Raw genomic sequence first — 14,445 nt, 5'->3', positions numbered from 1 at the left:
AGATAGAGGGGCAGCTAAAAGAAAAACACAGCGTTAAACGCTGTGTTTCATCATTCTTTCTTTCTGACGTTGCCAGTCTTGATCTTTCAATGAGTCTCGTTTGTCTCGCTCATGCTTACCTTTGGCAAGATTGATTTCTAACTTAACCCAGCATTTCTTCCAATACATGGCCGTGGCTACAATAGAGTAACCTTGTCTGTCTCTTGCACCCATTAGTCGGTCTAGTTCGCGCTTTTTCAATAACAATTTACGCGCACGTTCGGGTTCACACACAACGTGAGTAGATGCTTGGTTTAACGGGCTTATGCGACAACCTACCAAATAAGCTTCGGCATTTTGAATAATCACATAGCAATCGGAAATGTTAACTTTACCTGAGCGGATACTTTTTATTTCCCAGCCTTGAAGCTGAATACCTGCTTCAAATTTGTCCTCTAGGAAATAGTCGTGGCGCGCTTTTTTATTTTGCGCGATGGTACCGGTGGTGTTTTTGTTGGCTTTATTCTTTTTCATGCTCGCTATTATACTGATTGTCGTAAGAATGTCTGTATACCTATAGCAATATTTATTAGTTCATTTACTAATATTAATTAGTGCAAAAAGGTATTGTGACCTTACATAACGATGTGGGGGCGAAACGGGAAAAGCGAAGACGAGAGAAGGGTTTTTTCTGTGGTATTTTTTCTATGGTATAATGCGCCTTTCGGTATTTATATAGTGAAGTACATGGCGAGTATACAACGCAGTGCATTGGTAGCACACAGCGCCCAGGCTATGTTCGACTTGGTAAATGATGTTGCGGCTTACCCGCAGTTCTTACCAGGTTGTCGAGACAGCAAGGTTTTAGAAGCATCTGGTGAAAACATGAAAGCCTCATTGTTAGTGGCAAAAGCAGGCATTAAGCAGTGGTTCACTACCCATAACGAACTTGAACCAGGTAAGCGTATTGATATGCAGCTTGTCGATGGGCCGTTTCGCTATTTAACCGGCGGTTGGACGTTTTCAGCGTTATCTGACGAAGCCTGTAAAATAGAGTTAAACCTTGAATTTGAATTTACCAATAAGTTAGTAGAAATGGCGTTTGGCAAAATCTTCAATAACTTGGCAGCGAATATGGTTGTTGCGTTCACTGAACGTGCTAGGAGTGTTTACGCGTGAGTGAAGGCTTAATGCATATTGAAGTGGCTTATGCACTTCCTACTAAGCAGTCTTTGGTTGATGTGTCGATAGAAGAGGGGGCAACCGTAGAAGAGGTGATTCAAGCTTCAAATCTGTTAAATGAATACCCAGATATCGATTTATCGAGCACCAAAGTAGGCATTTGGAGCCGCGTGGTTAAATTGCGCGACACGGTCAAAGATGGCGACAGAATAGAAATTTACCGCCCACTTATTGCCGACCCGAAAGAAATTAGAAAACGCCGCGCTGAAAAAGCCAAAGAAGAAGGCCGCGCCGATAAAGTGACTGGCGGCAGGGTTAATCCTCTGAAAGCTGCGGATAAAAATACTGACTAAAGCGTTAGTCACAACCCTTGGTTGGAAACTGAGGGTATGGGCACTAAAGGTTTTAAATGTTTCCGTGAGTACAAATAAAAACAGCCGGCATATGCCGGCTGTTTTGTTTTTGTTTATCGCAAATGTGCTTAAGCGAAATAACCTATTAACGATTTTAGTTAGGTTTTTCCGAAATACTACCAAGCTCAAGAAATGGTGATGCGTCAATATCTTCTGCATCCATCATGCTCGCAATTCGCTGAACAGTAGCAACCATTTGGCTTTGCTCCCATTCTTTAAGCTGCGAAAAACGTTCCACAAAGTGTTCTTGAAGTGGGCGAGGAGCATTCACAACTGCTACCTTTCCTTTCTCAGTAAGGAATACGCCAACTTTGCGCTTATCCTGTGTACTTCGAATACGGGTTGCTAAATCTCTGCCTTCTAGGCGATCAAGAATATTGGTAATGGTCGCAGGGCTCAGGTTTATGTTTTCAGCGATTTCTCGCACCATAATACCCGGCTTCTCTTGAATATTTTGCATTACCAATAATTGTGGGCCTGTTAGCCCAACATGCTTGCTCAATTGCTTGCTGCGTAGGTCTACGGCGCGGATCACGCGCCGTAGAGCAACTAACAATTCTTCTTCTTTTCGCATTTTATTCCTAATAAATCTGCAACCCTCACCCAAACTAGTTAAGCAAATGGATAAAGTGTTGATGCTTTTGAAATTGATCAATAACGTCATTAATAACTGAGATCTTCGACCATCCCATAATGTCGTAGTTTTGACCACCTTCACTTAAATGAACTTCTGCGCGATAGTACGTGGGCTTTTCGCCTTCGTCTACCTCTGGCATGTCACTCGGGCCAAATTCTGGCTGATGAGTAACCGAAGGGTACACTGCGTATACAAAATCAGGATCGCTTCCCATAGTGACGGTTAACATTAACGCCTCTTCGGTTTCATCAATCACGATTTCAAATTGCTGTGTTTCGAACTCTTTCCCAACTTCAGTCATTGCGGGTTTCACAATTTTCTGTAAATAGCGCCTAACTGCCGCTTCATCGGGAAAGGTCACTATGTTTTCTAATCGGTCTTTCCAGTTTTTATCACCGTCATTATGCTGCGGCGTTCCGGCAAGCACTTGTAAACTTTCACGCTTATAGGCTTCAACCCGTAGCGCTTTCAATAGCCCCGCTATCGCTATGAGTAACACGATTGCAAAGGGCAACGCCGAGGCAATTGTCATGGTTTGAAGTGCCCCCAAACCACCCGCATAAAGTAAAACCGCACTTATCACACCTACACCAACAGCCCAGTAAATTCGCTGCCACAACGGTGTGTCGTTTCGACCATGCGAACATAGCATGTCTACTACCATTGCCCCAGAATCGCACGATGTTACAAAGAACACGATTACCATTATTACGGCAATAAAGCTTAATATCGATGAGAACGGGAACTGCTCTAAGAATACAAATAGCGCGACAGCACTATCCTCGTTGACCATGGTGGCTAATATGTCCTTACCATGCACTAGTACTTGGTCGATAGCACCATTACCAAATACAGTCATCCAGAAAAGCGTGAAGGCAGATGGGATGAGTAACACACCCAAGATAAATTCTCGAATAGTACGGCCGTATGATATACGCGCAATAAACAAGCCTACGAAAGGTGCCCAGGCTAACCACCAGCCCCAGTAGAAGATGGTCCAGCCACCAATCCAATCGGTTTTATCATAGGCAAATAAGTTGAACGTATTTCTAACTAAATCAGATAAGTACGCCCCCGTATTTTGCATATAGGCTTGTAGTAAAAATACGGTTGGGCCCAATACTAGAACAATAAGAAGCAGTAAAATGGCTAAAACCATATTGGTTTCAGACAGAATACGAATACCTTTATCTAGTCCTGTTGCTACAGAGATGACGGCTAAGCCGATAACCGCTGCCATAATTATTATTTGAACAGTGGTATTTGAAGGTAAGCCGAATAAGTAATTAAAGCCTGCATTAACTTGTGATGCGCCTAACCCTAGTGATGTTGAAACACCAAACACGGTAGAGGTAACGGCAAAAATATCGACAACATGGCCTGGCCATCCGTAAATTCTGTCACCAATTAACGGGTACAGGGCAGAACGTAAGGTTAGCGGTAAGTTCTGTCGATACGCAAAATAGGCCAATATTAAAGCCACCACAGCATAAATTGCCCAAGCATGCACACCCCAATGGAAAAAGGTCGTTTTCATTGCTTCGCGCACAGCATCAATACTCTCAGCTTGCGCCGTCGGTGGGGCTAAAAAGTGCATTAGGGGCTCGGCGACGCCAAAAAACATAAGTCCAATACCCATACCCGCAGCAAAAAGCATAGATAGCCAAGTAGTGAACTTAAATTCTGGTAAGGCGTGGTCGGGGCCTAGTTTTATATCGCCATAGCGAGACATGCCCAGATAAACCACAAATAACAATACAATGGCAACAGTCAGTACATAGAACCAACTGCCGTTTGTCACTATGACTGCTTGAATCGTTTTGAAAAGTGAATCTGCAGTTTCAGGCAAAGCTGCTGCAAAAATGAGCAGGCAAGCTATGATTATAGAAGACGTGTAAAACACGGGTTTATTTAAAGGTGATGTGTTCTCAGTTTCGCTCACGCTAGTACTAGTCCTTTCTCTTATCTGTCGACTTAGAGTTAATACGCAGAAATATACAGCATGGAACAACTTTTATAAACTTTGATTGTAATTATTAGAGCTGATTCTTTAACTGATTGGCGCTTTTATAATTACACGTTATAGAACGGGGGATAACTAAAGTATAAGTGAATAAATAATAGTTAGAGTAGAAATTAATCTTGGATTGTGGGTTAATAGATAAGTTATTTTTGATAAGTGTTTTAAGTAAACACAGCTCAAAGAATAAAAAATCACCTAATAGGGAAAACACACATTATGCGTAAAACTCAGCTTAGCTGTGCAATTGTCGCTGCATTGGCATCTACACCGTTGCTCGCTCAAGAATCTGAAGCGCCAGCGAAACTCGAAACCATAGAAGTTACTGCCACTAAACGCGCCGAATCTATCCAAAATGTACCTGTCGCCGTTACTGCACTTAGTGGAAAAGCACTCGAAAATTTAGGCATTGATAATTTTCAAGACTACGTTGAATTCCTTCCGAACGTAGTGTTTCAGGGCACAGGCCCGGGCCAAAACGAAATTTATATTCGTGGCGCGGCAACTACCCAATCAAACATCATGTTATCTTCAGTTCAAGCATTACAGCCGTCTGTTGCTTTCTATGTAGATGAACAACCGGTATCCATGGCTGGCCGTAACCTAGACGTTTACGCCACTGATGTTGCGCGTGTTGAAGTGTTACCTGGGCCACAAGGTACTTTGTTCGGTGCAAGCTCTCAGGCAGGTACAATTCGTTTGATCACGAATAAACCCGATTTAAACAGTTTTGGTGCTGGTTTTGATACCAACATTGGTTTCACCAAAGGCGGTGAAATGAGTAACTCGGTAACGGCTTACTTCAATATGCCACTTACCGATAAGCTTGGTTTCCGCGTTGCGGCGTATAACGATAAGCAGGGCGGCTGGATTGATAACGTAATGAACGTGCCAGGTGAAGGTGGATACATTGGCAGTGCGGTAGTTATCGACCGTATTTCTGGTGGCCCACTTGCCGATCCTGTTGCTATGGACGCTAATCGTGTAACTAGCCCTGGCGTTAACTCGAATGAAGAAGCCTCTGTAGTATCGCCTCAGAATGATGCATTAGTAGAAGATGACTTCAACGATGCGTTGTACACAGGTGCTCGTTTTGGTTTGTTGTATGAATTTAACGATGATTGGGATTTGCTAGTTCAGCACACCCAACAAACGTTAGATACAGAAGGTGTATTTGCTTACGACCCAACTCTAGAAGGCGAAAGTTCAGCTATTCGTTTTGCTCAAGAAGAAAACAAAGATGAGTTCGGCTTAACGACGTGGACACTAGAAGGTCGTTTAGAAAAACTAGACCTTGTGTACACAGGTGGTTATTTAGATCGTGAAATCGATACATTAGCTGATTACACAGGCTACACCAATGGTGGTGCTTTCGCCGCGTATTACGTGTGTAACCACTATGAGTCGGGTGTTGAAGCTGAAGATCAGCGCTGTCTAGATCCTACTAAGTATTTTAGAGAAGACACAACGACAACGCGTTCAACTCACGAGCTTCGTTTTGTAACTACCATGGATACGCCTTGGCGTGTAACAGCTGGTTTGTTCTATGATGACCAAGAAGTAGCAACAGTAGGGCAGTTCAAAATTGCCAATACCGATGGTGAGCTAACACAATACGGCTTCAATAACCTACAAAAAACCCTAGTAGGTACTGATGGCATTAATAGCGATGGCGGACCGTTCCCATCTGAAATCAGCTTTGTTAACGATATTACTCATACCGTTGAACAAATTGCCGTATTTGGTCAGTTTGAATACGACATTACTGATTCACTAACCGCGAGTGTTGGTGCCCGTTGGTATCAAATTGATGATAAGTACACAGGTTCTACTACAACAGTAGATGTAACCCGTCGTGTACAAGCCTTTGGTTCACTTGACCCAGATGAGTTAGCCGCAGTTGGTTTAGATCCAGATGCAGTAAATGCTGCTATTGCCAGTGGCCAGCTAGAAACTGATTTGTTAGGTAGCGATGGTGTACTTACCGTTGACGATACTATCTTCAAGTTCTCATTAGATTGGAAGGTAAACGATGATGTTCTATTGTTTGCTAACTATTCAGAAGGTTTCCGTCCGCCAGTAACTAACCGTGTTGGTGGTGGTTTGGCGAAAAACCAAAGTGGCGCATTTGAAAACTTCCGTATTCCAGTGTATTCAACCACAGATACCCTCGATAACTACGAGCTAGGTGTGAAGGGTGACTTCTTAGACGGTATTCTGCGTGTAAACGCTACAGCGTATTACTCTGAAATTACTGATTTACAAACGTCACGTTTCGACCCAACTAACATCTCTTTCTTAGTCTTTACCGACAACGTTGGTGATGCAGAGATTCAAGGTTTAGATGCTGATATTACGTGGTTAGCCACAGACGATTTAGTCATTAACGCTGCATTCAGTTTGCTAAGTACTGAATTAACTAGCGTAAATTCTGAGCTTGAAGGTATTGCCGCGGGTGTAGGTTCTGAACTGCCTTACTCTGCAGGCTTCTCGGGTAACATTAACGCGCGTTATTTCTTCGAGCTAGAAGGTGACAAGCGTGGTTATGTTAACGGCTCTGTAAGCTACACGGGTGACCGTTATGCTGGCATGGTAATGGACGCTTACGTAATGGAAGATGCAACGCAACTTATTTACGGCACAGGTTCTGGCCTTAAAATTGAAAAGCATGCTGATGTTTACGAAGGGGTAACCTATGCCGACTCTAACGGTGACGTATTTGAAGGTGGCCGTTACGTACAAGAGTCTTACATGCTAGCTAACCTAGCCGTTGGTGTGACTAACGATGTTTGGAAAGCCGAGCTTTATGTTGATAACGTGTTTGATGAAAGCGCGATATTAAATATTGATACTCAGCAGTTTACACCTAAGGTAGTAACGAATCGTCCACGCACTATTGGTGTTCGTTTCTCTTACGATTACTACTAAGCCCATTGGGTGTAATCTGACTTTGGTGTAATTTGAGTTTGATGTAACATGTTACACCTACCTAAAACGGCATTCCTTAGGGTATGCCGTTTTTTTATGTTTTTAGGCATGCTGTATTTATGAATTCACAAGAACAACAAACCCTTTCTGCGTTAAAACAAAGTTTGATGCAGTCTAATCATCAGCATGTTATTGCGCAGAGTAAGCAGTTTCTTGATGCTAAACCCAGCGAAGATGCAACCCGCGAAGCCATGTATGTCATGGCAGTGGCGTACCGACTATCCGGAAATATCAAAAATGCTATTACTACGCTTTCACAGTTAGTCGGTTTGTTCCCTGATTATGGTAGAGGCTTTCAAGAGTTGGGCTACTGCTATGTTCGTGACAATGCCCACAGCGAAGCCGCCAATGCTTTTTATCAAGCAACCCGTTTTAATCCAGCGTTATTAGCTGCATGGCAGCAACTTGAAGCGATATACAAGCGTGACAATCAACCCCAAGCCCTTCTATTAGCGCAGCAGCACATCAGTTTCCTGCAAAGCTTGCCCAAACCCTTGCTTGGCGCACACGACCTTATGCACGAAGGTCAATTGCATAAAGCAGAGCAGGTCTGTCGTCAGTTTTTAGCCAAAAACAAACATCACCCTGAAGCCATGATGCTACTGGCAGAGTTAGGCGTGCAGCTAAAGGTGTATCACGACGCTGAATTTTTACTAGAAAGCTGTGTTGCACTTTACCCTGAAAACGATAAAGCCCAAGCGGCTTATCAAGGGCTACTGGCAAAACTAGGTAAATTTCCGCAAGCCGCTAAAGTTGCACAAGCACGCTTAGCGCAACAGCCAGAAAGCTTTTCCATAAAAGTTAGCTTGGCCCACGCGTTAGTGGGGGTTGGTGAGTTGGAAGAAGCGATTGGTATTTACCATAGCTTACTGGCCGATAAACAAGATCGCCCCGCACTGTGGGTAGCCCTGGGTCATGCGTTAAAAGCGAAGGGAGACGTGAAAGAGGCCATTGCTTCTTATGAAAAAGCCGCCGCGTTCGCACCTGATTTCGGCGATGCGTATTGGAGCCTAGCCAACACAAAAACTTATCGATTTGATGATAACGCCTTGGCGGTTATGCAACTTCAAGAAGCGTTAGAAACGACAAAGCTAGACGACAGAATTCACCTTTGCTTTGCACTAGGGAAAGGCTTTGAAGATGCCAAGCAGGCCGACAAAGCGTTTGACTATTATGCCAAAGGTAACAGCCTTAAAAAGCGCACGCATCGATTCGACATTACCCGCACAGAAGCGGCACTTGAAGCGCAAGCATTGGCCTGCGATGCCGAATTAATGAGTGAATTTAGTGGTTGTGATGCACCAGATCCTATTTTTATTGTCGGCTTGCCAAGGGCGGGCTCTACGTTGCTAGAGCAAATTTTGGCGTCTCACTCTATGATAGATGGCACCATGGAGCTACATGATATTTTAGGCATTGCCTCTAGTTTAAGTAATCAAAAGAAAACGTACCCGTATAATCTTGCCGATTTATCTGATGAAGCGTGCATTGCCCTTGGCGAAAAATACATGGCGCAAACCCAGGCTTATCGTCAATCAGCTCCTTTCTTTATTGATAAAATGCCGAATAACTTTGTGCATATTGGGCTTATTAAACGCATTTTGCCCAACACAAAGATTATTGATGCTAGACGTGACCCCATGGATTGTTGTTTTAGTGGCTTTAAGCAGCTATTCGGGGAAGGGCAGGAGTTTAGCTATTCATTAGATGATATTGGCCGTTATTATTGCGCTTATGAGAAGCTAATGAACCACTGGCATACCGTATTGCCCGACCACATCCTTACCGTGCAGCACGAAGATGTGCTTGAAGATTTAGAAGGTCAGGTACATCGTATTCTTGATTATTGTGGCTTGCCATTTGAACCTGCTTGTTTGTCTTTCTATGAAACCAAAAGGGTAATTAAAACCCCCAGTTCAGAACAAGTACGCCAGCCTATATATAAAACGGGTATGCAGCAGTGGAAGCCTTTTGAAGGCTACTTAGATGAACTTAAAGTGGCATTAACAAAGCGACCGGACGTGTCTTAGGGAATTTTATGGCCGGGCTTTCACACTTGGCTTAAACGACAGGGCTTCAAATCCGCTTACTAAATCGGAAAGCTCTTCATCAATGCCTTGCTGCCGTTGGCGGTGAAATTGTCGGGAAAGTTCGGTTTGAAGTTCTTCTATGTTTTTTTCGGCTCGTTGCATGGCCGTTAATCTACTTGCGTTTTCACTGGCCAATGATTCAGTGCATGCTTTATACAAGGTAGTAAATAAATACTCGCCAATTAACGCACTAAACGTTCTCTTTGTATCAGTAAGCAACTGAGGTAAACAGCGGGAAGGCCAACGCGTTACTGTTAGCTTTTGTTGCCATTCGCTATCAAGCGGCAATACCTTCTGAGTACATGTCTCGTATTTTGCGTTGGGTAAACTACGATTAAATACAATGTGTAGTGCACATAGTTCATTTGTTTGCTGTAGTGCTTCTATTTCTTGCAGCAATGAAGTGACCAACCCTGTTACTGCATTAATTGAATTAGGGAGCGCAAATGGCTGCTCTAGAGGTATCTTCAAACTACTTAAGTGAGTTTGAATACGTTCACCAATAGCCCACACCCGCTTTTCGCCTGGCAGCGACTTCATAGTGTTTAGCAGATGAGAAACCAAGGCATCGTTGAATTTACCGACTAGTCCCTGATCAGAACCAATGGCGATGAACCCTACCTTGCCTAAAGACGTTGTTTTGTTCACTGTTGAATAGTTTACTGCTTTGCTATTTATCTGATTACTATGAAAATAAGCTACTAATCCGAGCTGTACAGTTTTGTAATAATCATCAAGTGCTGACACCGCCGTTTCATACTGGCTAATATTCGCTGCTGCCATGGCCTTCATGGTTCTCACCACCGATTTCAAGTCGGTGGCGCTATTAATTTTGCGTTGTAAACCGCTGCTTAGCTCTCCCATGTTAGCTCTTCCATGTTAGCTCGCCCATATTAACTCGCCCATTCTAGCGCTGTAGTTTGGTTTACTCATTGGCTCTGCCATAGTAGCTCCCACGTCAGCGCTCCGTGCCAGTTGTCGTTTTAGTATCTGCTGTTGATGCCACACTTGCCAGTTTTGTCTTTATCATCGTCATTACAGTGTCGCTTTCTTCATCGGATAATGGCTGTGCTGACGCTAATTTTTCATACAATGCTGGGGCTAGCGTACCAAGCCCATCAATGATTGAATCTTGCGCGCTATCAATTACGTTAAGTGGAATGGTGTCAAGTAACCCCTTTGTTAGGGCGAGTAAAATGGCAATTTGTGCGGCTACTGAAAAGGGATGAGATTCCGCTTGTTTCATACAAGCTCGAATGCGTAGCCCGTGTTCAATAGCCAAAAGACTATCGGAGTCTAGTCGTGCACCAAAGCGTGCAAAGGTTTCTAGTTCTTCGAATTGGGCATACGCTAACTTTAGGGCACCTGAAACCTTTCTAAACGCTGGTTTCTGTGCTTTGCCGCCAACACGAGATACCGATTTCCCTACATCTATTGCGGGTAGCACACCAAGAGAAAACAACGTAGGCGATAAGTATATTTGCCCATCAGTAATAGAGATTAAATTAGTCGGTATATAAGCCGACATATTTTGCTCTTCAGTTTCAATGATAGGCAGGGCGGTGAGTGAGCCGCCACCTAGTGCTTCGTTTAAGTGTGTGGATCGCTCTAGAAGCCGTGAATGCAGATAAAAAATATCTCCAGGAAAGGCTTCTCGTCCAGGTGGTCTGCGAAGGAGTAATGATAGTTCACGATAAGAGCGAGCATGCTGCGTTAAGTCATCGTAAACAATAAGAACATCTTTACCTTGTTGCGTGAAATACTCAGCAATACTGGTTGCCGCATAAGGTGCAATGTAATCGAGCCCGGGGGGATCATTTCCTTCTGTGACCATAACCACCGTGTATTCCATGGCACTGTTGCGTTGTAATGTAGTGATGGTTTTGGCTACAGACGCCGACTTTTGACCTATGGCGCAATAAACGCAAAGTACGTTTTTGTCTTTTTGATTTAAAATAGTGTCGATAGCTATTGCTGTTTTGCCCGTTTGACGGTCGCCCAAAATTAATTCACGTTGGCCACGACCAATGGGTAATAAAGCATCCAATGCTTTTACCCCGGTTTGTAAAGGCTCTGTAACAGGGGAACGTGACATAATGTCTGGCGCAGGTCGTTCAATAGGAAACCGCTCCCGAGTAACAATATTACCTTTAGCGTCTAGCGCATTGCCTAATGGATCGATAACTCTGCCTATCAGCCCGTTGCCCACGGCTATATCCATTACGCGGCCGGTGCGTTTAACTTCATCACCCGCATGCAGCGCAGTGTAGTCACCTAGCATAATGACGCCAATCTCATGCTCATCAATATTAAATGCTATACCGTAAATATCGTTTGGAAAAAGCAGTAATTCTTCAAAGCCAGCCCCGAATAAGCCTGACACAATAGCAATGCCAGCGGATACGCTTTCAACGGTGCCCATCTCTTGTAAGCTGACATCCGGAATATGCGATTCTCGAATATACTCAAGTTGATTGAACACATATTGATAGCGTTTTTTTAAGGCATTGTTGTTAGCGTCGTTCATGTTATGACCTTAACGGTTAGCGCTTAACGAATGGTGTTCGTTGTCGGCGGGCATATTTGCGCGATTTTCTTCATACTGAGCATCAATAGACAGCGCTACCTCGTACTGCAATGCACTCAACAATTCATTAGCGCTCCAACTGAGTTTCCAACCGCCAAAGCTAAGTGCTAAACCCGCAATTAACTGAGGGTCTACCTCTAAGTTGAGGGTTATAGTCAGGCTATCGCCGCCAGTCTGTTCCGTAGCCCGTTGGGAGGGTTGGTCAGTTAGTATGTCTTCTAAACATGCTTTTAGGTGCTCACATTGTGGTTGTGATAAAGGGGCGATACTACGTACTGTGGCTTGCCCTTGGTTTTTTTTGATAGCTAGGCATAACTCATGGTGTTGCGCTTCGTTAAGGGCCTTAAGGTGCGATAAAAGCTTGTCGAACATTTTATCTTGAAGTTGTAGGTCTGCGAGTTCACTTATTACCTTATGACTAAGGGCAAACACTTCTTTCACGCTTTTATCAATCACTTCGTTTTGTAACATTTGAATTTCAGTATTCAGCGCATTGGTGCGTTTTATTGATAATGCATCTGCTTGTGCTTTTGCATCTTGTAAGGCGGCTAAGGTTGCTTTGTGTGCTTCTGCTTTGGCTAATTCAATAATGGTTGAACGTTCAGCATCTATATTGGTTAGTTTTTCTTTATATTGAGCTTCAAGGTTCTCTGCGTGTTTCTTTTGGGTCTCGGCATTAGATAGAACACTAGCAATTTTATGTTCACGGGCATCAATGCCATCAAGAATAGGCCGGTATAAAAAGCGCTTAAGCAGCCACACTAATATCAAAAAATTGATAATTTGTGCAATAACAGTAAACCAATCGATAGGCATGGTTTAGCCTCCATTTTGGGCAATAAAATAATTCCAAAACGGGTTACTGAATAACACAATCATTGAGACTACAAAGCAATAGATAGCAGTTGACTCAATCATGGCGAGCCCTACAAATAAAGTACGGGTAATGGTGGGGGACGCATCGGGCTGTTGGGCAAGCGCGTTTAGCGCACTGGCAACTGCTTTTCCTTCTGCAAGCGATGGCCCCAGCACACCAATACCTATGGTAAGACCTGCGGTGATAATTGAGCAAATTGCTATTAACGTAAGACTGTCCATTATTCTGCCTTTTGTTGTGGTGGCGTTAGGGTAAGGGAGGCTTTCGCACTAACCGTGCTGGCAGCGGCAATGTAAACCGATGCCAATACAAAAAAGATATAGGCTTGAACCATACCGGTTAGCAGGCCAAGCAGTGACATAACAACAGGAAAAATTAGCGGCGAAATAACCAGTAGAATGGCTAAGATCATGGCGCCACTCATCATGTTTCCAAACAAGCGTACGGCAAGGGCTAGGGTGCGTGACAACTCGCCTACAATATTGAAGGGCAACATGAAATACGTGGGTTCCGTGTAAGAAAGTAGATATTGTTTCACCCCTTTGTTTTTTATTCCGTAAAAAGGCACAGATACAAATACACAAAAAGCCAGCGCAAGGGTGGTGGATAAGGAGCTACTAGGCGGCTCAAATCCAGGGAAAATAGTCAGTAGATTTGCCATTGCAATGATCAAAAACAATGTGCCCAGAAACCCCATGTAGCGTCGCGGCTTATCTAAGCCTGCATCTGAAATTTGGTCATTGATGGTGATGACTATTATTTCTAAGGCATTTTGCCAGCGTGAGCGGTGATTCTTTTTATTGAGGTTACGAGTGATAAAATAGGCGCTAACCACCAGTATCGCCATAATGACCCACGTAAAAACAAGCGTAGCGCTCATTTTAATTACGCCATATTGCCAATAAATAATTTCATCCGGGCTAAGGTGCATGATGTAGCGCTCCTTTCTCTGCGCCGGTAGGATTGGCGTTATTAGTGATTTTAGTCATTAATATTCTGCCTATCACAAAACCCGCCAAGCAGGCTGATAGACGCCAAATATCATTATTACCCACCCAGTAAAAAACACTGATTGCCGTCCCCATGCGTAGCAATAAGCTACTTAAGAACCATAGCGCTGGATGCGTGGCATTCATGCCTTTTTTTACGGTAAACCACAGGGCATAGAAAAAACAGCAACCTAGCATTGTGCCTATTAGAAAAGGCAAAATAAGTGAGGTTAAACTTAAATTGTCGATGGGTATCATTGCTAAGTAGCTCCTTATTCGTTTTCTTTACTTGTTTTCGTTTTGGGCACAGTGTTTGCCTTAGTGGGAGCTTTAGTGTTGGCCTTCATGTTGACGGTAGGGCTATGCATTGCTGCATACTCTTTGCTAACCCAATTCCACGCAATAAAGCAGCCTAACGTTAACCCTGCCAGCAAAAATATAAGCGTATAAGCGCGAGAATCACTAATACTGGCGTCAAGCCAAATGCCTAATGCAATACCCAACAGCGTGGGAAGTGCCACAGACCAACCCACAACCCCCATTAATCCCAACCCAAACCATACGCCTGGGTGTTTATGGCGCTTAGCATGTAACTTTAATGCCACCTTCTTATTTACATGATGAGACATGCTGTGTGAGCGGCGCGGTGTAGTGTTTTTAGCATTGACAGTTGGTTTATCCAT

The 14,445-nt window shown here is 43.7% G+C and carries 14 protein-coding genes; 4 read left to right on the top strand and 10 right to left on the bottom strand.

The genetic code is table 11. The features are described 5' to 3' along the window. Positions 1-33: 33 nt before the first annotated feature. Positions 34-513: an SsrA-binding protein SmpB gene (smpB, locus tag C7Y69_RS08115; protein WP_013783878.1), complete on the bottom strand. Its 480-nt coding sequence runs from the start codon at positions 511-513 to the stop codon at positions 34-36. 213 nt (positions 514-726) lie between these two features. Here smpB and C7Y69_RS08110 point away from each other — a divergent pair, with 213 nt between their 5' ends. Both C7Y69_RS08110 and C7Y69_RS08105 read left to right on the top strand, forming a co-directional pair. After that, positions 727-1,158 (top strand): type II toxin-antitoxin system RatA family toxin, encoded by a 432-nt coding sequence (locus C7Y69_RS08110; RefSeq protein ID WP_013783879.1) that lies wholly within the window; start codon positions 727-729, stop codon positions 1,156-1,158. Continuing rightward, positions 1,155-1,514 (top strand): RnfH family protein, encoded by a 360-nt coding sequence (locus C7Y69_RS08105; RefSeq protein WP_126872359.1) that lies wholly within the window; start codon positions 1,155-1,157, stop codon positions 1,512-1,514. Before C7Y69_RS08110 ends, C7Y69_RS08105 begins: the two co-directional genes overlap by 4 nt. A 154-nt stretch (positions 1,515-1,668) precedes the next feature. On the opposite strand, the gene C7Y69_RS08100 is transcribed toward C7Y69_RS08105, so the two are convergent. Next, positions 1,669-2,148 carry a MarR family winged helix-turn-helix transcriptional regulator gene (locus C7Y69_RS08100; RefSeq protein ID WP_057791558.1) on the bottom strand — a complete coding sequence of 160 codons (480 nt, stop codon included), beginning with the start codon at positions 2,146-2,148 and terminating at the stop codon, positions 1,669-1,671. 34 nt (positions 2,149-2,182) lie between these two features. After that, entirely contained in the window at positions 2,183-4,153 is a 1,971-nt protein-coding gene (locus tag C7Y69_RS08095) for a BCCT family transporter (RefSeq protein WP_126872358.1), read from the bottom strand. A 297-nt stretch (positions 4,154-4,450) separates the two neighbouring features. Here C7Y69_RS08095 and C7Y69_RS08090 point away from each other — a divergent pair, with 297 nt between their 5' ends. Together C7Y69_RS08090 and C7Y69_RS08085 are read left to right on the top strand one after the other, a co-directional pair. After that, positions 4,451-7,159: a TonB-dependent receptor gene (locus C7Y69_RS08090; RefSeq protein WP_126872357.1), complete on the top strand. Its 2,709-nt coding sequence runs from the start codon at positions 4,451-4,453 to the stop codon at positions 7,157-7,159. 119 nt (positions 7,160-7,278) lie between these two features. Beyond that, on the top strand, positions 7,279-9,249 hold the full coding sequence (locus C7Y69_RS08085) for a tetratricopeptide repeat-containing sulfotransferase family protein (protein ID WP_126872356.1): 1,971 nt from the start codon (positions 7,279-7,281) through the stop codon (positions 9,247-9,249). 6 nt (positions 9,250-9,255) lie between these two features. On the opposite strand, the gene C7Y69_RS08080 is transcribed toward C7Y69_RS08085, so the two are convergent. The 7 genes from C7Y69_RS08080 to C7Y69_RS08050 form a co-directional block, all read right to left on the bottom strand. Next, positions 9,256-10,173 (bottom strand): F0F1 ATP synthase subunit gamma, encoded by a 918-nt coding sequence (locus tag C7Y69_RS08080; RefSeq protein WP_013783885.1) that lies wholly within the window; start codon positions 10,171-10,173, stop codon positions 9,256-9,258. Between the two features lie 94 nt (positions 10,174-10,267). Further along, on the bottom strand, positions 10,268-11,836 hold the full coding sequence (locus tag C7Y69_RS08075) for an alternate F1F0 ATPase, F1 subunit alpha (protein ID WP_013783886.1): 1,569 nt from the start codon (positions 11,834-11,836) through the stop codon (positions 10,268-10,270). A 9-nt stretch (positions 11,837-11,845) separates the two neighbouring features. Next, complete coding sequence (locus tag C7Y69_RS08070; protein ID WP_126872355.1) at positions 11,846-12,712, bottom strand: F0F1 ATP synthase subunit B; 867 nt, start codon at positions 12,710-12,712, stop codon at positions 11,846-11,848. A 3-nt stretch (positions 12,713-12,715) separates the two neighbouring features. Continuing rightward, complete coding sequence (locus C7Y69_RS08065) at positions 12,716-12,994, bottom strand: F0F1 ATP synthase subunit C (RefSeq protein ID WP_013783888.1); 279 nt, start codon at positions 12,992-12,994, stop codon at positions 12,716-12,718. After that, positions 12,994-13,704: a F0F1 ATP synthase subunit A gene (locus C7Y69_RS08060; protein ID WP_126872354.1), complete on the bottom strand. Its 711-nt coding sequence runs from the start codon at positions 13,702-13,704 to the stop codon at positions 12,994-12,996. The genes C7Y69_RS08065 and C7Y69_RS08060 overlap by 1 nt, the downstream gene beginning before the upstream one ends. Next, the gene (locus tag C7Y69_RS08055; protein WP_013783890.1) at positions 13,694-14,020 is read right to left on the bottom strand and encodes an ATP synthase subunit I; all 327 of its coding nucleotides are present in this window, start codon (positions 14,018-14,020) and stop codon (positions 13,694-13,696) included. Before C7Y69_RS08055 ends, C7Y69_RS08060 begins: the two co-directional genes overlap by 11 nt. A gap of 14 nt (positions 14,021-14,034) precedes the next feature. Then, positions 14,035-14,445, bottom strand: coding sequence for an AtpZ/AtpI family protein (locus tag C7Y69_RS08050; protein WP_013783891.1), 411 nt, complete (start codon positions 14,443-14,445; stop codon positions 14,035-14,037).

The organism is Alteromonas sp. KS69 (genome assembly GCF_003989595.1).
Taxonomy (GTDB): domain Bacteria; phylum Pseudomonadota; class Gammaproteobacteria; order Enterobacterales; family Alteromonadaceae; genus Alteromonas; species Alteromonas naphthalenivorans.
This window is presented reverse-complemented; position numbering and strand designations above follow the sequence as displayed.